We start from the raw sequence: 18,434 nt of genomic DNA, 5'->3' as shown, positions 1-18,434 counted from the left end.
CGGGACCGGACACGATGGCACTGCGTGGAGTTCTCTCGGGGGTTGGGGATGGTGTCGTCGGTGAGGAGAGGTCACTGGCCGCCGACGTAGTCGTCTTGCGAGGCGATCTTGCCCTCGCGCAGCTGCAGGACCGTGCAGAAGCTGGCGGTGACCCGCTCCCCGGCCGGAGGCAGGGCCGGCACAGCCCCGGAGCTGGTCCCCGCGAAGTCGGTTTCGAGGGCGATGACGTCCCCGTCGGCGATGATCCGCTTGATGGACAGCTTGCGGTCGGGGACGGCGGCCGCGTACTCCTGGATGTGGCCCACGAAGGCATCCCGGCCGTTGAAGGCGATCTGGTAGGCCCCGACGGTGTAGGCGACGTCGTCGGTGTACAGCGCCCCGAACCGGTCGAAGTCCTGATCGTTGTAGGCATCCACCCACTCGTGAGTGAGTTCGCTGGCGTCCGCGTGAACCGTGTTGCTGGTCATGACTGCTGGCCTTCCTGTTGCCGTTGAGAAGTCGTACCGAGAGGTTGACACCGGTATAGGTCGGTTCATGTCCTATATCCACAGAATCGCCGATTGGCCTATATAGGACGTGCCCTGTCCTATACGGAGCTGATGCTTCCGCTATGACTTCTCAGGACAACATCAAGATCACAGGTGGGAGCGCGGGCGTGGGCGAGGGAATGACGCTCGCCGGAAAGGTGGCACTGATCGCGGGAGCGACCCGGGGTGCGGGCCGGGCCATGGCGGTCGAGCTCGGCCGGACCGGAGCCACCGTGTACGTGACCGGGCGCACCACGCACAGCAGCGCGAGCGAGACGGGGCGCCCGACGGAGACCATTGAGCAGACCGCCGAGCTGGTCACGGCGGCCGGTGGCGAGGGCATCGCGGTCGTCGTCGACCACCTCCAGCCGAAGCGGGTGCGGGCGCTGGTCGAGCGCATCGACAAGGAGCAGGGGCGGCTGGATGTCCTCGTCAACGCCGTCTGGGGCGGCGACGGCCTCGTCGAGCACGGCAAGAAGATGTGGGAGTGCGACATGGACAAGGGGCTGCGGATGCTGCGGCTCGGCGTCGAGACCCACTTCGTCACCAGCCGCTACGCAGTGCCGCTGATGATCCGTCGGCCCGGTGGCCTGGTGGTGGAGATGACCGACGGTACGGAGGAGTTCAACCGCCGATACCGCGAGCCGTTCTACTACGACCTGGCCAAGTACGCGCCGATCAGGATGGCGAAGGCGCTGGCGGCGGAGACCGCCGAGTACGGCTGCACGGCCGTGAGCCTGACCCCCGGATTCATGCGTACCGAGGCGGTGCTGGAGATGTTCGGGGTGAGTGAGGAGAACTGGCGCGACGGCTGCAAGATCGACCCCACCTTCGCGATGTCCGAGACCCCCGCCTACGTTGCACGCGCCGTGGCGGCGCTCGCCACCGACCCGGACGTGGCCCGTCTCAACGGCCACTCGCTGTCCGCCGGCGCCCTGGCCAAGGAGTACGGCTTCACGGACGCCGACGGCTCCTCCCCGGACCCCGCACGGTACTTCGAGGACTTCATGACCACCGGCAACGCCCCCGACCCCAACGACTACCGCTAACCACCACACCAGGCCCTGGGTCCCGGGCTCCGGGGCCTGCCCGGACCGCAATGCGAAGGAGGCATCGCCATGACCCCGGAGGATGTCGCGGAGTCCGCTATGGGGCTGCCGGAGGCGACGGAGAGCGAGCCCGGGCCCGGGATGACCCTGTTCAAGGTCGGCGGCAAGATCTTCGCCATCCTGACGGAAGCCAACGACTCACGCCCCGACCAGGTGACCCTCAAGTGCGACCCCGACCTCGCCCTGCACCTGCGCGAGCAGTACCCGGCGGTGGGCCCCAGCTACTACGCGCGCCTGCCGCACTGGAACACCGTGGTCCTGGACGGCACCGTGCCCGCCGACGAGCTCGCCGACATGATCGACCACTCCTGGGAACGCGTGGTGGCCGGCCTGCCCCGTATCACCCGCGACCAGCTCCAAAGGCTCCACCAGGATCAGCCGTGACCTCCCCTATCAGGCACGCGGGAGGAACGCTTCACCCACGGTGCCGTCCACTTCTTCGTCGGCAACATCGCGGCCCACTTCAAGACCTCCATGCTGCTGGGCCTGTTCCGTCCGAAGGCGAATGTCATCCAGTACGTCCAGGACAGCCTGTTCGGCAACTGACTGGCAGAGCTGAGACCGTCAGGACACCGGCCCAGGCCAGCCCACGCGGAATGCCGAAGGCCCGTTCCGTGAGGGAACAGGACAGGTGTTCCCCCAAGGAACGGGCGGCCCGTTCCCTCGGGGAACGGCTGGAGATCACCCATCTCCCTCAGGTCCGCTCGATGATCCGAACGAACCTCCTAGCCACCGAGCCACAGCGGCATTTGTCCGTCTCACACCACTGCCGCACCAGTAGAGACGGTCAGCCACGGGCAACCGGGGTGCAGGCGGCACGCCCAGAAGGCCGCACCCGACAGCGCAGCACTTCGCTGACCTGCGGCGACGCGCCAAAAGCCCCTGTGATTCCCAAGCTCAGAGCGCGGGTTCGATTCCGTCACCCGCTCCATACGGAAGCCCCAGGTCAGTAGCCTGGGGCTTGGTTGTTGTCCGGCCCTTTTGGGGCGCGTGCCATTCGTGTGCCCTTCGCGTGCCGCAAGGGGCCGATTAACGCATGGAGTTGGCGCCTGTAAGGCCTTGCAGGGCGATTTGATCGGCCGTCATCTCGAATCGCGAGGCGCAGTGTGTATGGCCTGAGGCACATAGTGCCCGATGGTCAGCAACGATGCATGTGCGAACGCTCCCCTGGCGTTGCCATGGCCGAGGCGGGTACGACGAGGGGCGGGCGCCGGGCCGGATGGACGCGGTTCCGCCGGAATCGGGCCCCCGCAAGCCGGACTTGCTCTTCGCCGACTGCGGCCGTTCCTCCGTCGTGGGTGAGGCGGGTTCCGCCTCACCCCACGACCCTTGGCATCGAACGTGACGTCGTAGCCGACGGCGGACCGCACCTTCGTCGGCAGCCTGTATCCCTTGTCGTCGAAGGAGCGTCGAAGCCTCGACGGCTTCCTCACCGCTCGCCGCGTTCGCGGCCCGTCTGAGGCTCTTCCGTGGGAACCGGGTGTGCGTGATGGGTGCCGGTATCGATGAGGATCTGCTCGGCCTGGGTGACGTTGCCGGCCTCGACGGCTCTGGCCATCGCGGCGCGGGCCGCTTCAGGTGTCGCGTGCGGCGGGACCACCAGCAGGGAGAAGTGGTCCTGGTCGCCTCGGGTGATGAGGACGGTGTCGTCACCGATCGGGAAGGAATCGATGTGCACGACCCGGTCGTCGATGACCAGACGTGTCGGCAGTTCTTCCCAGGCAGCGGTGTCCAGGCCGACGCGCAGGACGGGGCCGAGATGCGCGGTCAGCGCGGCGATCAGACCGGGGAGCTCGGCTCCGATGTCGCGCGAACGCGGCCACCACGCACCGTCGAGAACTTGCTCGCGGGTGTGCATGGTCACCAGCCGCACGAGAGCCGTCCCGGGCCTGACCGCCTGGTGGACTGAGTCCGGCAAAAGCTGCGGGACGCGGGGAGTGTCGGAGTCGGCCATGTGTGTTCGCCCGCCTTCCGGGGCGGTGCGTCCGCCCGGCGAGGTGACCTCGTCACTTCACCGTACTCCGCGTGCCGGGGCAACGCGGGCGCGCCGCACGGCAGCGGAGCCAGACCCGCGTTCGCCAGGAAAGTTCCTGGTCACACGCGCCTTTACGGACGGCTGGCCGGAGTAGAGTGAAGAGACCGGGAGTACTTCGCACACCGGCTCCCACGCCGGTGCCGTTTCCGGCGAGCAACAACACCGGGACGTCGACGACGAGCCCCGGGGACGGGTCCGCGCCATGACCGCGACCATCGACCGTACGATCGTCAGCGAGCGCGAACCTTCGTCACCGGCCCGCCTCTCCTTCACCCCGGCAGGATCACCTCCGGGTCTCCTGGACGGCGCCTGGTGGCCACGCTCTCGCGATCTCTTCCGCGAACTTCCCGCTCTGACCGACGTGCTGGACGCGCGTTGGGGCCGGATCACTCATGTCACGGTGAACCCGGTCCACTGGCCCGTGGTGCCGCGAAAGGTGCCGGTGCACGGGCACACGGTGCACGTGGGCTGGTTCGCCGAGGAGGACCCGAACAAGCTGATCCTCCTCTCCTACACCGCGGGCCGCTGGGACCTGCTGGTGATCCCGCCGGAGACCGGCGCTGCCGCCGCCGCCCGGCTGATGTCCGCCGCGGCCACCCCCGGCGGCCTCCACAGCGCCAGCGCGCTGATGACGAGCGAGGACACCACCCGTCACGCGCAGGAGGAGCTGCAGGAGGAAGAAGAGTGGGAGACCGACGGCGGAGCCGCCTCGGCGACAGAGAAACCGGCCGAGTTCCTGACCTCCGCCCGAGGGAGGTGAGGACGTGGAGACGATCATCATCGTAGCCGTGATCATCCTCATGATCGTCGCGGGCGTGGTCTGGATCCATCTGCTCAACGCGCAGCACGACGAGCGGATCGCAGCGTTCCCCTACAGCGAAGCCCTGCGAGGATCCGGACGGCGGAGCTGCCCGAACCGACAGCCGGCCGAGCCCACTGAACCGCCCGTAGCCACCCACCACGAGCACCGCGCCGGGGGCCGCAGATGACACCGACCTTTTCCTGACCGGGGGCGGTGGGTGTGGCGCGACGGCATCACACCCATCGATACGTCATCCTGCCGTCCCTCAATGAACGAGGCCACCGTGAAGCCACCAGAACTCCCCTCGGCCGGGCGCGCCGACGTGCGCATCGTCGCCGCATCCCCCGAAGCCGCCCGTCAGGTCGCAGACGTTCTCCGTCATCACTTCGCCGCCACCGAACAGCGCAGCTACCCCGTCGACGACTCAGGCGGAACCCGCCTCCACCTCACCGTCGACACCACCCACGCACCAGAGCCGGCGCAGCCCTGGCTGGTGACGAGTCGATCCTCCGGGGACGCCCGCACACAGACGGACGAAATCTGAAGCCAGAGCCGGCAACGGGCGGCGGGGCGGGCGTACTGCCTCGCCTGCCCCACAGGCTCCGAGTCGGCGCCGGCACGAGTGGAAGCGATCATGGCAACACTGCAAGAGCGGAAGCACTACCGCGAGGCGATCATGAAAGCCCTGTACGAGACCACGGAAGGCAATCGCTTCCTTGGCGTCACCGGGGCAAAGCTGCGCGACGATCTTCAGATCCCCGAGCAGGATCTGGCCGCCGCCTGCGCATATCTGGTGGGCGAAGGGCTCATCATCGTCGACTGGGAACAAGGAAACACACCCGTGATGGTCACGCTGACGCACCATGGAATCCGGCTCATGGAAGCCGAAGAGGAGAAGCGGGGCTGACGCGAAGCGAAGGCTGTTCACCCATCCGGCCGTTAGCGCCCAGGCTCGGCGACGGGTACCGGTGAACCATGGCTGGCACCTTCACCACCCGCACGATCGACATCACAACCGGCTCCACAGAGACCCTGCACGACCTCACGAACGCATGCTCCGCGTTCCTCCGGGAGGCCGCTCAATCCGTCGTACTGGTGAACGCCGACCGGGACAACCCGGAACGCCAAGTCCGGCTGTCTTTCCTCAGCTGACCACACGACCCTGCGCCTAGCCTTCGCCCCCCTCGACGAGGCAATTCTCCGGCCGGCCACCCCAAGGTCTCCTCTGTCCAGATCGAACGTCTCGAAGCGCGTGACCATGGCCTCGCTCAGCGGGAGCCGCAGGGCCAGTCTCTCGGCCAGGCAGCTCGGCGGCGGGAAGGACTGACGGGGCACTGAAGCCCATCCGATAAAGGATCGAATTACCCAAAAGCGTCTTCTGACGGGTAAGCGGCAAAGGCATAACATGACGAATGGGTCGGCCCCGGTGTGTGGACATCGGGGCCTTGCGCACTGTCGGCGCGACGGCAGGGAACGAGCGGATCCTGGCGCGTATGTCGGCCGAGCACATGCGCCGAAGCCGGCATCAGGCTGCCCTGTGACCCACTCATCGGAGACCGCCGGCTCGGCAGATGAAGGCGAAATCAGGCTGGTGAGGCGAAAGGGCAAGGCTATGGCGGAGGGCGATCGGCAGCCTGGCGAGGACACGGTGGACCGGTCGGAGGGGTTCGGCGAGCGGCTGCTGGGGGTGCTGCTGGACCGGGCACACGAGATGCCGCCGCAGCTGATCGCCCCGCTGGTCGCGAAAGAGGTGGCCAGGGTCGGTGGCCGGGATATCTCGATCTTCCTGCAGGACTATGCGCAGCTGCTGCTGGTGCCGCTGCCGGGTAGGCGGCTGGTCGTCGGCCGGCCCGAGCTGATCGGTGACTCGCACGCAGGCGCAGCCTTCCTGTCCGGGGCCCCTGTCGAGCTACCGCAGGACGACGGCGTCCGGATGTATCTGCCGTTGCTGGACGGCAGCGACCAGGTGGGCGTGCTGGCCCTCACCCTGGACACCGTCGATGACGATGACCGGCGCTTGTTGCGCAGACTTGCCGGCCTCGTCGCCGACCTGCTGGCCACCAAGCACAGCTACACCGACCAGTTCTTCCTCACCCGGCGCCGCGAACCGATGAGCGTGGCCGCGGAGATCCAGTGGTCCCTGCTACCGCCGCTGGCGATGTCCGTCCCGCAGGTCGCGGTGGCGGGAATCCTGGAGCCCGCCTACAACGTCGCCGGCGACAGCTTCGACTACGCACTCAACGACGACATCCTGCACGTGGCCATGATCGATGCGATGGGCCACGGCCTGGACGCCGCCACCATGGCGACCGTCGCCATCGGCGCCTACCGGCACGCCAGACGCGCCGCAGTCGGTCTGTCCGAGATCTACGAGTTCATGGACCGGGCCATCGCCGAGCAATTCGGGCCCGAACACTTCGTCACCGCGCAGATGATGCGCCTCAACATCGCAACGGGCCACCTGCAGTGGGTCAACGCCGGCCACCCCGCACCGCTGCTGATCCGCAACGGCAAGGTGGTCCGGCAGCTGGAAAGCCCGACCACCTTGCCCGTTGGCTTCGGTGGTGAAGAGCCCCAGATCAGCGAGCAGATGCTCCAACGCGGCGACCGGGTGCTGTGCTTCACCGACGGCCTGATCGAGGAGCACGAAGCCGGCGAAGAGCAGTTCGGCGAGGAACTACTCATCCACTGGGTCAACCGCATCGAGTACACAGAGAAGGGAGTGCGGGCAGTGGTGCGAGCGCTCTCCCACACCCTGAAACAGGAGCGGGGCGGGAGCACCAGCGACGACGCAACCCTCTTCCTGATCGAGTGGCGCGGGGGCGCCGCCGACCACCTCGCCGTCCTGGAGTGAGCCGACAGCCGCACCACCATGCGGCAGAGCCGACGGCGCGCAGGTTCGCCCATCGTGATGCGCACTCGCCACTGACTTCCCTCCCCGCGCCCTGACCGACACCGCACCCGGAGCCGAGCTCGCACAAGCCATGCCAGCCGGGGCCCGGCCCCAAGAGATCTGGGACCAGTACCTCTTCGCGCCTTCCCCTCCACCTGCACATAGCTGTGCCCGCCGGTTCAACCGGCGAGGCACAGGGGCTGTACGGGGCCGGCTCTCCCGCTGCTTCTTCTCGCAGCGCTCGGGACTCGTGGAGCCCGCACGGCCCAGATCGAGCGACACCACAGCCTCGGCGAGCCACCGTGCCGCTTCCGTGCCAGACGGAGCGGTAAACAGCGGTCAACAAGGGCCGGAGACGTGCCCGAGCGCACCTCCCCCACCAGCGGCATCTCCCCTGGCCAGGAAGGCATTGGGCGCCGGACGGCCCCATGATTCCCAAGCTCAGAGTGCGGGTTCGATTCCCGTCACCGGCTCCAGTTGAGGTGAGGCCGAGAGCAAACGTGCCACTGCAATGCAGGGAGCGTCCCCTCCCACCTCGCACGGAGCATCGCGAGGCCCGGACTCTGGGAGAAATTTGGGAGATGATCTTGACTCGGAGGCCCGTCGAGGCCACGCCACACCAACCCACACAAAGCCGCTGACCAGCACAAATGTCCGTCCACCCTGGTAGCGGTCATGCCCGAACCTCATTCGGGACGAAGAGGTCGTGGGTTCAAATCCCGCCACCCCGACTGAAGGAACACCAGGTCAGGGGCCTGATCCGCGAAAGCGGGTCAGGCCCCTGACTCGTTCCAAGGGTGCCCCTCCGCTCCACAGCGGGACGCCGTTACGTGCGCCGGGCCCGACCGAACTCTAGGGAGGGCGCCCCGCTCCCCTGACCCCCTGAGCTTTCCCATGCCCGCCCAGCCACCCCTCATTGATGGGGAGTTGACCGCCATGGCCGTGTTTCGCCGGCCCGTAGTGCGTCGGGGTGGTGCCGTCGCGGCCGCGTCACACCGGTACACCCACCTTCTTTCCCGAAGGGAAAGGAGGTGGTAGTTTCCTTTGAGGAAAGTTGTTGGGCCGGGTGGACGGAAGATCGGGGACGGCGTTCATGACCACTTACGACGCGCAGGCTGCGCTGGATGCCATACGGGAGCGGCAGGAGCAGACGCGGGAGCAGTACGTGCGCCAGAACTACTCCGGTGCGCAGGGGCTCATCACGGCGCTGGTCGTGTTCGCCATCGGGTCGGCCGTCGATCTGCCGAGTCCGTGGAGCCTGGTCGGCAGGATCGTGGCGGCGGTGCTGATGGTGGGCGGTGTGATCATTCAGTGCCGGCGGACCCGGGTGCGGAGGAGGCAGACCGGGGCCGAGAAGGCGTTCACCGCGTTGGCGGTGGCCGTGGTGCTCACGGTCTTCGTTGCGGCGGTGGTCGTTGCCCGGTTGATGGAGCTGCCGGCTCCTTCCGTACCGGCCGCGGGCGTTGCGGCGGTGGCGACGCTGGTGGTCACGTATGCGACGCGGCCGATCGCCAAGCGGCTCGCCAGGAGGGAAGGCCGAGGCTGATGGATCCGGAATTCGACGAATTCCTGCATGTGCCGGCGCGGTTGTCGATCGTGGCGCTGCTGGCTCCGGCCGAGTGGGTGGAGTTCGGATTCGTGCGGGACGCCGTCGGCACCAGCGACTCCGCGCTGTCCAAACAGGTCGCGGCGTTGGTGGACGCCGAGTACGTGGAGGTGCGCAAGACCAAGAGCCGTACGGGGCGCCACACCCACCTGCGGCTCACCGCACACGGACGGGAGGCGTTCGGGCGGCACGCCTCGGCGCTGGAGCGGATCGTGGCGGCGGCACGCGAGGCGCAGCAGTAGGGGGAGCAAAAAGGAATGACATTCCGGCCAGGGGGTCGATCCGCGGAGGCGGGTCGACCCCCTGGGGTGTGTCAGGGGGTGGTGAACTCCGGTGTGGTGGGCCGGGCGTTGAGGAGGGAGGTGTGGGCCTCGACGGCTGCGGTGGGGTCGGGGCCGCGCCAGGCGATGACGTGGTCGGGGCGGAGGAGGAGGGAGTGCTGGGCGGGGAGGAAGTCCAGGGTGTGGGGGTGGGTGGTGAGGTCGGGGTGGGTGGTGGGTGTGGGGGTGTTGGTCAGGAGGGTCCAGTGGGGGCCGGCGAGGTCGAGGGTGGAGCGGGTGCGGGAACGGTCCAGCCAGCGGTGGGGGATGCGGGTGCCTATGCGGCCGGTGGGGGCGAAGTCGGTGATGGGTTCGGGGTCGTCGGGCGCCTGCGGGTCGTTGACGAGGGCGCCCTCGGTGTACTGGTAGCCGCCCGCGGTCAGGACGAAGGGGTGGGCGAGGGTGGGGTCGGGGGCCGTCACCGCCGCACGGAGGTTCAGGGTGCGGCGGCTCGACTGGTCGGCCGCGAACCAGCCGGCCGGGCGGCGTTCGGCGTCGTAGCTGTCCAGGAGGGCCGGGGCCGCGCGGCCGCGCAGGACGGCGGCGAGCTTCCAGCCCAGGTTGTGGGCGTCGGCGATACCGGTGTTGGCGCCGCTGGCGGCGAACGGCGGCATGACGTGCGCGGCGTCGCCGGCCAGGTGGACGCGGCCGGCGGTGTAGCGGTCGGCTACGCGCATCTCGGCCTGCCACGGCAGGACGCTGCGGACGTCCAGGTCGGGGGCGGGCACGCCGAGGACGGTGCGGAGCACGGCGGGCCAGTCCCGGTCGGTGGTGGTGCCGCCGCCCATGAACACCCAGCGGCGGCGGCCGTCGACGGATGCCAGCGCGCCGGGGGCTTCGGGGTGCTCGATCTGGCAGAGGTTGAACTCCCGGCCCCGTACGACCTCGCCGAGGTCGGCGTGGAAGTAGACGTTCACGTTCGGTTCGCCGATGGTGCCGCGGCCCGAGCGGCCGATGCCCAGGGCCTCGCGTACGGGGCTGCGGGCGCCGTCGGCGGCGACCAGGTAGCGGGTCCGCAGCCGTGTGCGTTCGCCGGTGGCGCGGTCCAGGAGGTCGGCGGCCACCTCGTCGTCGTCCTGCTCGAAGGCGAGGAGTTCGGTCTCGAAGCGCACCGTGGCGCCGGCGTCGACCGCCGCCTCGCGCAGCACCGGCTCCAGGACGTCCTGGGCGATCAGGCAGGGCGGCTCCGGGCTGATGTCGACGGATCCGCCGGGACCCGGGGGTCGCCACAGCGGGAGCTGCTCGGCCTCGGCGAGCGTCCGTCCCGCGGCCATGTGGTCATGACCGACGAGGTCCCGGGCCGCGTGGTGGACCAGGCGGGCCAGCCCGAGCTCCCGGAAGATCTCCATGCTGCGGACGTGGAAGCGGCGGGCCTTGGGCTGCGGGGAGGTGGTCGAGCGCTTCTCCACCAGGGTCACCGCGACGCCGTGGTGGCGCAGCACCAGTGCGGTGGTGAGCCCGACCAGTCCGCCGCCCACCACGAGCACCTCGGGCATCGGTGTACGTTGTCCACTCATGGTGGACAACGTACACCACGCCTAGAGTGGCCACCATGACTTCTTCCGAGCGCCGGCCCGCCGCCGGGGGGCTGGTGTGGTTCGACGAGCCCACGCCGCCGCGCGCCACCGAGCAGCTCAGCCGCGAGCGCATCGTGGCCGCCGCGGTGGAACTGGCCGACGACCAGGTGCCCGGCGAGATCACCATGCGGGCGCTGGCGGCCCGGCTGGGCGTCCGCAGCCCGATGGCGCTCTACCGCTACGTCGGCAGCAAGGACGGCCTGGTCGACCTGATGACGGACCAGGTCTACGGCCGGATCACCGTGCCGCGGGGGGAGGGCTGGCGGCCGGCGCTGCGCGGGCTCGGCCGCACCGGCTGGGACGCGGTCCGGCAGCACCCGTGGTTCGCGCGGCTCGCCTTCGCCCGTCCCCCGATGGGGCCCAACGCCCTGCGCCTCTACGAGGCGGCGCTCGCCGAACTGGCACCGCTCGGGCTCGATGCGACGACGCGGATGGGGTTCGTCAAGACCGTGCTCGGTCATGTGCTGGGGTCGGGGCTGGCGCTGCTGGAGGAGGAGACCATGCGCGCCCGGGTCGGGCTGCCCGAGGACAGCGACCTGGAGGCCGCCGTGGCCCCCTATATGGAACGCATCGCGGCGGCGGGCGAGCATCCGCACTTCGTCGGGTGGGCGAGCGATCCGCAGCGGCTCGCGCCGGAGCCGCAGTCGTTCGAGCAGGTGCTGGAGTGGCTGCTCGACGGGCTGGCGACGCTGGTGCCGGAGGCGGGCGGCGGGGCCTCGGACTGACGGATCCGGGCGGGCGAGCGGTGCCGAACGACCGGCCGCCCGTGCCGTTCGGCGCCGGTCCCTCCCCTCGTGGGGACCGGTGCCGAACGGCGCGGGCGGCGTCGATCCGCGCCCCCCGTACCGGCGCGGATCCAGGCGGATCCAGAAAGGGCCGGACCCGTAGTCGGTGTGGTGGCGGTCCGGAAGGACCGGCTCCACGGGGCCCGGCGTTCGTCCGCCGGGGCTTTGCGGCCGGCTCGCGGTTTCGGTGGCGGATGGCCGAGAACATGTGTCCCGGGGTGCCGCTCCGGACGCCGGGCCGGTGATCCGTCCGGATGTCCGGGTAGTACCGGGTTTGCCGCGCCGTCGGGTCGTGATCCTGCCAGCTGGGGCTTCCGCGGAGGAGGTTCCGGCCCCGGGCCGATGCCTTCATCGCAGGTCAGCCGGTTAAGGTGAGTTTTCCGGTCCGGACATCCAGGAGCGGGGGGAGTAAGGGGTGGAACCTTGAGTTCCGACTCAGGGGCACGCACAGCCTTCGCCGAACGCCTCGCGCTGCTGTATACGGAGGCCGGCAATCCGCCCCTCAAGAAGGTGGCCGAGGCGGTCGGCCGGCTCCAGCGGGTCGACGAGCGCGGGCGTCCCGTCCGGGTGTCCGTGCAGCGGATCAGCGACTGGCGCCGGGCCAAGAACGTACCGGCGCAGTTCGCCGCCCTCGCCGCGGTGCTGCACGTCCTGATCCCGCAGGCCCGGCGGCTGCGGGCCGCCCCCGTCTCCCCGGGCCTGTACGACCTCGGTCAGTGGCAGCGCCTCTGGGAGCGCGCGGTCGCCGGTCCGGCCGGCGACCGTTCCGCGGCGGCCGCGCCGGAGGAGGCGCGTCCGCCGGCCCAGGCCCCGCCGGTGGCCGGGGTGTGCCCGTACCGGGGGCTGGCCTCGTACCGCCGGCAGGACGCCCGGTGGTTCTTCGGCCGGGAGCGGAGCACCGACGCGCTCGTCGACCAGCTCCGGGCGGCGGAGGAGACGGGCGGCCTGGTGATGCTCGTGGGCGCCTCGGGGGCGGGGAAGTCGTCGCTGCTGAACGCCGGGCTGGTGCCCGCGGTGCGGGACGGCGCGCTGGGCGACGGGGGCGGCGGGCAACGGCGCGCGCTCCAGCTCGTGCCGGGCGGCGATCCGCTCGCTGAACTGGCCGGCAGGATCCCGGAGCTCGCCCCCGTCCTTGCCGGCGGGGCGGAGCCGGCGACGGAACGGCCCGGCTCGGCGCACTTCGCGGACGCCGTGCGGGAGGCCCTCGGTGCCTGGGCGCGGCGCGAGGGTGCCCCCGGAGCCCGGCCGGTCGTGATCGTGGACCAGTTCGAGGAGGCGTTCACCCTCTGCTCCGACGAGGCGGTCCGGCGCACCTTCGTCCGGCTCCTCCACGCGGCGGCCACGCCCGCCGGCCCGGACGCCCCGGCCCCCGCCCTCGTCATCCTCGGCATCCGCGCCGACTTCTACGAACAGTGCCTGGCCCACCCCGAGCTGGCCGACGCGCTGCAGCACCGGCACATGGTGCTCGGGCCGCTGACCACCGCGGAGCTGCGCGAGGCGGTGACCGGCCCGGCCAAGGCCGTCGGCCTGGAGCTCGAACCGGGCCTGGCCGAGCTGATCGTCCGCGAGGTGAGCACCGACGGCCCCCGTGGGGCCCACGACGCGGGTGTGCTGCCGCTGCTCTCGCACGCGCTGCTGGCCACCTGGCAGCGGCGGAAGGCGGGACGGCTGACGCTGGCCGGCTACCGCGCGGCGGGCGGGATCCAGGGCGCCGTGGCGGCCACCGCGGAACGGGCCTGGTCCGGCCTGGACCCGACGGCGCGCACCGCCGCGCGACTGCTGCTGCTCCGGCTGGTGCGGCTGGGCGAGGACACCCAGGCCACCCGTAGGCGGGGGACGCGACGACAGCTGGCGGAGGAGTCGGCGGACCCGAACAAAACGGAGGAATCGCTCGAAGCGCTGGTGCACGCCCGCCTGGTGACGCTCGACGCGGACGCCGTGGAGATCACCCACGAGGCGCTGCTGCACGCCTGGCCGCGGCTGCGCGACTGGATCGACGAGGACCGGAACGGCAACCTGCTGCGCCAGCGCCTGGAGGAGGACGGCCGCGCCTGGGAGGGCTCCGGCCACGACCCCTCGCTGCTCTACCGGGGCTCCCGTCTGGAACAGGCCCGTACCTGGGCGCGGTCCGCCGGGGACACCTCGCTGACCCGCAGCGCGGTGGAGTTCCTGGCCGCCTCGGTCCGGCTGCGCAAGCGCTCGGTCCGGCTCCGCCGCGGCGCGGTGGCCGCGCTGGTCGTGATGGCGATGCTGGCCGTCGGTTCCGCGGTGGTGGCGTGGCAGCAGCGCGACGACACCGTCTTCCAGCAGGTGCTCGCCGAGGCCGACCGCGCCCAGGACAACGATCCGTCGCTGTCGGCCCAGCTCGACCTGGTGGCGCACCGCCTGCGGCCCGGCGACCAGGGCACCGGCAACCGCCTGATATCGATCGTGAACGCGCCCCTGGCCACCCCCCTCCTGGGCCACACCGGCGCCGTCTACCTCACCTCGTTCAGCCCGGACGGGCGGCTGCTGGCCACCGCCTCCTACGACCGGACCGTCCGGCTGTGGGACGTGGCGGACCGCACCCACCCCCGCCCCCTGGGCGAGCCCCTCACCGGCCACACGAGCTGGGTGAGCACCGCCGTCTTCAGCCCGGACGGGCACACCCTCGCCAGCGCCTCGGACGACGGAACGATTCGCCTGTGGGACGTGCGCGACCCGCGCCACCCGCGTCCACTCGGTACCCCGCTGAACCCGCACGCCGGCACCGTCTACCTGCTGGCGTTCAGCCCGGACGGACGGACGATGGCCTCCGCGGGCGAGGACCACACCGTGCGCCTGTGGGACCTGACCGACCCGGGCCGGCCGGCGCCGCTCTCGACCCTGACCGGCCACACGGCCCCGGTGCGGTCCGTGGCGTTCAGCCCCGACGGGCGGACGCTGGCGGCGGGCGGCGACGACACCACGATCCGGCTGTGGGACGTGGCCGACCGCCGCCGCCCCGCGCCGATCGACACCGTGCTGACCGGCCACGCCGCCACCGTCCACTCGGTGGCCTTCAGCCCCGACGGCCGCACCCTCGCCAGCGGCGGCGCCGACAACACCCTCCGCCTCTGGAACACCGCCGACCCGCGGCACCCGGCCCCGATCGGCCAGCCGCTCACCGGCCACACCGGCCCCCTGTGGTCGGTGGCCTTCAGCCCCGACGGCAGCATGCTCGCGGCGGGCAGCGCGGACAGCACGGCGACGCTGTGGAACGTCAGCGATCCCGAGTACCCGTCGCAGGTCGGCGAGCCCCTGGCCGGCGGCAGCGGCGAGATGTACGCCGTCGGCTTCAGCCCGGACGGGCACACCCTGGCCACCGGGAGCGGCGACGGCAAGGTGCGGCTGTGGTCGATCCCGGCCGATGACATGGTCGGCCGGTTCGCCGCGTTCCGCCCCGACGGGCGGGTGCTCGCCACGACCGCCCGCGACGGCCGGATCCGGCTGTGGAACGTGGCGGACCCCGACCGGCCGGTGCCGCTGAGCGCCCCCTTCATGCCGCGGGACGGCCTCGACCGCTCGCTGCGGTTCTCCCCCGACGGCCGCACCCTCGCGGTCCACACGGCCCACCGCAAGGTGTTCCTGTGGAACGTCGCCGACCCGGCCCACCCGGTCGACCACGGCGCGCCCCTCACCCTGCTGACGCGCTTCGCGGGCGCCCAGGCCATGGACTTCAGCCCCGACGGCCGCACCCTGGCGACCGCCATGGACGACCGCACCATCCAGCTGTGGAACATCACCGACCCCGCCCGTGTCGTCCCGCTCGGCCGGCCGCTCACCGGCCACCAGGGCTACGTCAACACGCTCGTCTTCAGCCCGGACGGCCGCACCCTCGTCAGCGGCAGCGCGGACGCCACCCTCCGGCTGTGGAACGTCGCCGACCCGCGGCACGGCGCCCCGCTCGGCACGCCCCTGACCGGGCACCTGGGGCCGATCAACGTGCTCGCCTTCAGTCCGGACGGCCGCACGCTGGCCAGCGGCAGCGACGACGACACGGTCCGGCTGTGGAACCTCGCCGACCCCCGCCGGCCCGCCCGGCTGGGCTCCGCCCTGACCGGGCACACCGAGGCGGTGGTGTCGCTGACGTTCAGCGGGACCGGCCGGACGCTGGCCAGCGGCGGCAGCGACAACACGGTGCGCTTCTGGAACGTCGAGGACCCCGGCCGGGCCACCGCCATCGGGCAGTCGACCAGCCCGCGGGCCAGGGCCGGCAACTTCCTGGCGTTCGCCCCGCACAGCCGGATGCTCGGCGTCTCCAGCGGCGCCGGCACCGTCCGGCTGTGGAACCTCGACAACGACAAGGCGGTGCGCCGCATCTGTGCGACCACCCGGGGCGTGCTGACGCCGGAGAGGTGGCACGAGTACCTGCCGCAGCTCCCCTACGAGCCTCCGTGCGGCGACTGACAGCACCGTGGGACCCCTGATGTCATGACGCCGGGTGAAACCGGTCACAACTCCGCCCTCGGATTCGGCAGTTGACTCCCGCCGCGGGGGCAGTCTTGCTAGGCTGGGTCACAGCCCGATCGCTGGTGCATCCCCCGTCGCCAGCGATCGGGCGTTTTCGTGCCCACGGGCGCCCGGCTCGTCCCGGGGACGGGCCGCGGACGGGCGACGCGCGTAGGGTCGGTCCATGTGACTTCTGCGAAGAGTTCCGAGACGAGTCCGAGCGAGGCGACGGCCGCTGGGTCGAACCCCTTCTTCTCGGCGAGTGAACTGCCCTACGGGCTCCCGCCGTTCGCCCGTATCCGGCACGAGCACTTCCTGCCCGCCTTCGAGCGGGGCATCGCCGAGCAGCTGGCCGAGGTGGCCGCCATCGGCGACCGCCCCGAGCCGCCCACCTTCGAGAACACCGTGGTGGCGCTGGAGCGCAGCGGCGCGGTGCTGCGGCGGGTCTCCGCGGTGTTCTTCAACAAGACGAACGCGGACACCGACGAGGCCACGCAGGAACTGGAGGCCGAGATCGTGCCGCGGCTGGCGGCCCACGAGGACGCCCTGCTGCTGGACCCGGCCCTGTTCGCCCGCCTGGAGGCGCTCCACGAGGGGCGTGCGGGGCTCGGGCTGGACGGGGAGCAGCAGCGGCTGCTGGAGCGCCGGCACGCCGAACGGGTGCGGGCCGGGGCGCGACTGGGCCCGGAGCAGCAGCGGCGGCTGCGCGAGCTGAACGCCGAGATCGCCGTCCTGTGCACCGACTTCCGGCGCAACCTGCGGGCCGACACGGCGGCGGCCGCACTGGTCGTGGAGCGCGCCGAGGAGCTGGCCGGGCTGCCCGACGACGAGATCGCCACCGCCGCCGAGAACGCCCGGTCCCTGGGGCACCACGGCGCGTTCGCGCTGAGCCTGCTGAACTTCACCAACCAGCCGCAGCTCGCCGCCCTGGAGGACCCGGCACTGCGTGAGCGGCTGCTGGCCGCGTCCATGGCGCGGGGCTCGGCCGCCAACGGGGCCGTCGCCGTCTCGGTGGCCCGGCTGCGGGCCGAGCGCGCCGCCCTCCTCGGCCACCCCAGCCACGCGTCCTGGCAGGTCGCCGACCAGACCGCGAAGACGACCGGCGCCGTGGAGGAGATGTTCGGGAAGCTGATCGGGCCGGCGCTGGCGAACGCGGAGCGGGAGGGCGCGGCGCTGGCGGCGGCCGCCGGCGTCCCGGAGGTCGGCGCGGCCGACTGGCAGTTCCACGCCGAGCGGGTGCGGCGGCAGCGGTACGACCTGGACGCGGCTGCTCTCCGCCCTTATCTGGAGCTGGAGGCGGTCCTGCGGGACGGTGTCTTCCACGCCGCGACCCTGGTGTACGGGATCACCTTCACCGAGCGCCCCGACCTGGTCGCGTACCACCCGGACGCCCGGGTCTTCGAGGTGCACGACGCCGACGGCGGCCCGCTCGGCCTGTACGTCGGCGACTTCCACGCCCGGGAGTCCAAGCGCGGCGGCGCCTGGATGAACGAACTGGTCACCCAGTCGCACCTGTTGGGGGAGCGGCCCGTGGTGGTCAACAACCTCAACATCGCCAAACCGGCGGCGGGCGAACCGGTGCTCCTGAGCTGGAGCGAGGTCACCACGCTCTTCCACGAGTTCGGGCACGCGCTGCACGGACTGTTCTCCGACGTCCGCTACCCCATGCTGGCCGGCACCGAAGTGCCGCGCGACTTCGTGGAGTTCCCCTCGCAGGTGAACGAGATGTGGGCGGAGTGGCCGGAGGTACTGGCCCGTTATGCCCGGCACCACCGCACCGGGGAGCCGATGCCGCCCGAACTCCCGGCCAGACTGCGGGAGGCGGAACGATTCGGCGAGGGCTTCGGCAGCGTCGAGCATCTCGCCGCTGCCGTGCTGGACTGGTCCTGGCACACCCTGTCCGCGGACGAACTCCCCACGGCGGACGGCGTGGCGGCGTTCGAGGCGGCCGCCCTGGGGCGCCACGGTCTGGCCCACCCGGCGATCCCGCCCCGCTACCGGACGGGCTACTTCGCCCATGTCTTCGGCGGCGGCTACGCGGCCGGCTACTACGGGTACCGCTGGGCGGAAGTACTGGACGCGGACACCGTGCGCTGGTTCCACGAGAACGGCCGGACGGTCCGCGAGAGCGGCGAGATCTTCCGGCGGGAACTCCTCAGCCGGGGCAACAGCGTCGACCCGATGGCGGCGTTCCGCGCGGTGCTGGGGCGCGACCCGGACTTCGGGCCGCTGCTGGAGCGGCGCGGGGCGGTGGCCGCGGAGTAGCCGGCGGGGCGCCGGCGGCCCTCGTCCCGGACGGCCGGCGCCCCG

At 71.3% G+C, this 18,434-nt stretch carries 16 protein-coding genes; 13 read left to right on the top strand and 3 right to left on the bottom strand.

Annotated features, from left to right (window positions below; translation table 11 throughout):
* Nucleotides 1-71: 71 nt before the first annotated feature.
* On the bottom strand, nt 72-467 hold the full coding sequence (locus tag K2224_RS07875; RefSeq protein ID WP_221905887.1) for a nuclear transport factor 2 family protein: 396 nt from the start codon (nt 465-467) through the stop codon (nt 72-74).
* A gap of 200 nt (nt 468-667) precedes the next feature.
* On the opposite strand from K2224_RS07875, the gene K2224_RS07870 reads away from it, so the two are divergent.
* Both K2224_RS07870 and K2224_RS07865 read left to right on the top strand, forming a co-directional pair.
* Entirely contained in the window at nt 668-1,576 is a 909-nt protein-coding gene (locus K2224_RS07870; RefSeq protein ID WP_221909494.1) for an SDR family oxidoreductase, read from the top strand.
* A gap of 69 nt (nt 1,577-1,645) precedes the next feature.
* Nucleotides 1,646-2,020 (top strand): MmcQ/YjbR family DNA-binding protein, encoded by a 375-nt coding sequence (locus K2224_RS07865; protein ID WP_221905886.1) that lies wholly within the window; start codon nt 1,646-1,648, stop codon nt 2,018-2,020.
* Between the two features lie 1,045 nt (nt 2,021-3,065).
* Here K2224_RS07865 and K2224_RS07860 read toward each other — a convergent pair.
* Complete coding sequence (locus K2224_RS07860) at nt 3,066-3,590, bottom strand: DUF5994 family protein (protein WP_221905885.1); 525 nt, start codon at nt 3,588-3,590, stop codon at nt 3,066-3,068.
* Nucleotides 3,591-3,873: 283 nt separating this feature from the next.
* Between K2224_RS07860 and K2224_RS07855 the strand changes: the two genes are divergently transcribed.
* From K2224_RS07855 to K2224_RS07820, 8 genes are all read left to right on the top strand, one after another.
* Nucleotides 3,874-4,431, top strand: coding sequence for a DUF5994 family protein (locus K2224_RS07855; protein ID WP_221905884.1), 558 nt, complete (start codon nt 3,874-3,876; stop codon nt 4,429-4,431).
* A 4-nt stretch (nt 4,432-4,435) separates the two neighbouring features.
* On the top strand, nt 4,436-4,660 hold the full coding sequence (locus tag K2224_RS07850) for a hypothetical protein (protein WP_221905883.1): 225 nt from the start codon (nt 4,436-4,438) through the stop codon (nt 4,658-4,660).
* Nucleotides 4,661-4,741: 81 nt separating this feature from the next.
* Nucleotides 4,742-5,017: a hypothetical protein gene (locus K2224_RS07845; protein WP_260692381.1), complete on the top strand. Its 276-nt coding sequence runs from the start codon at nt 4,742-4,744 to the stop codon at nt 5,015-5,017.
* A 90-nt stretch (nt 5,018-5,107) separates the two neighbouring features.
* A complete protein-coding gene (locus K2224_RS07840) occupies nt 5,108-5,380 on the top strand; it encodes a hypothetical protein (RefSeq protein WP_221905882.1) in 273 nt (90 codons plus the stop codon).
* Between the two features lie 68 nt (nt 5,381-5,448).
* On the top strand, nt 5,449-5,625 hold the full coding sequence (locus K2224_RS07835; RefSeq protein WP_221905881.1) for a hypothetical protein: 177 nt from the start codon (nt 5,449-5,451) through the stop codon (nt 5,623-5,625).
* Nucleotides 5,626-6,085: 460 nt separating this feature from the next.
* Nucleotides 6,086-7,327: a PP2C family protein-serine/threonine phosphatase gene (locus K2224_RS07830; RefSeq protein WP_221905880.1), complete on the top strand. Its 1,242-nt coding sequence runs from the start codon at nt 6,086-6,088 to the stop codon at nt 7,325-7,327.
* A gap of 1,132 nt (nt 7,328-8,459) precedes the next feature.
* Nucleotides 8,460-8,912, top strand: a complete 453-nt coding sequence (locus K2224_RS07825) for a hypothetical protein (protein WP_221905879.1) — start codon at nt 8,460-8,462, stop codon at nt 8,910-8,912.
* Nucleotides 8,912-9,214 (top strand): transcriptional regulator, encoded by a 303-nt coding sequence (locus tag K2224_RS07820; RefSeq protein ID WP_221905878.1) that lies wholly within the window; start codon nt 8,912-8,914, stop codon nt 9,212-9,214. Before K2224_RS07825 ends, K2224_RS07820 begins: the two co-directional genes overlap by 1 nt.
* A 71-nt stretch (nt 9,215-9,285) precedes the next feature.
* Here K2224_RS07820 and K2224_RS07815 read toward each other — a convergent pair whose 3' ends face one another.
* Nucleotides 9,286-10,809: an FAD-dependent oxidoreductase gene (locus tag K2224_RS07815; RefSeq protein ID WP_260692380.1), complete on the bottom strand. Its 1,524-nt coding sequence runs from the start codon at nt 10,807-10,809 to the stop codon at nt 9,286-9,288.
* Between the two features lie 35 nt (nt 10,810-10,844).
* Between K2224_RS07815 and K2224_RS07810 the strand changes: the two genes are divergently transcribed.
* From K2224_RS07810 to K2224_RS07800, 3 genes are all read left to right on the top strand, one after another.
* Nucleotides 10,845-11,594: a TetR/AcrR family transcriptional regulator gene (locus K2224_RS07810; protein WP_221905877.1), complete on the top strand. Its 750-nt coding sequence runs from the start codon at nt 10,845-10,847 to the stop codon at nt 11,592-11,594.
* Nucleotides 11,595-12,077: 483 nt separating this feature from the next.
* Nucleotides 12,078-16,082 carry a WD40 repeat domain-containing protein gene (locus K2224_RS07805; RefSeq protein ID WP_221905876.1) on the top strand — a complete coding sequence of 1,335 codons (4,005 nt, stop codon included), beginning with the start codon at nt 12,078-12,080 and terminating at the stop codon, nt 16,080-16,082.
* Nucleotides 16,083-16,310: 228 nt separating this feature from the next.
* Complete coding sequence (locus K2224_RS07800; RefSeq protein WP_221905875.1) at nt 16,311-18,389, top strand: M3 family metallopeptidase; 2,079 nt, start codon at nt 16,311-16,313, stop codon at nt 18,387-18,389.
* Nucleotides 18,390-18,434 lie beyond the last annotated feature (45 nt).

It is taken from the genome of Streptomyces sp. BHT-5-2, assembly GCF_019774615.1.
Taxonomy (GTDB): domain Bacteria; phylum Actinomycetota; class Actinomycetes; order Streptomycetales; family Streptomycetaceae; genus Streptomyces.
The sequence above is the reverse complement of the archived record's forward strand: the minus strand, read 5'-3'. Positions and strand labels throughout refer to the sequence as shown.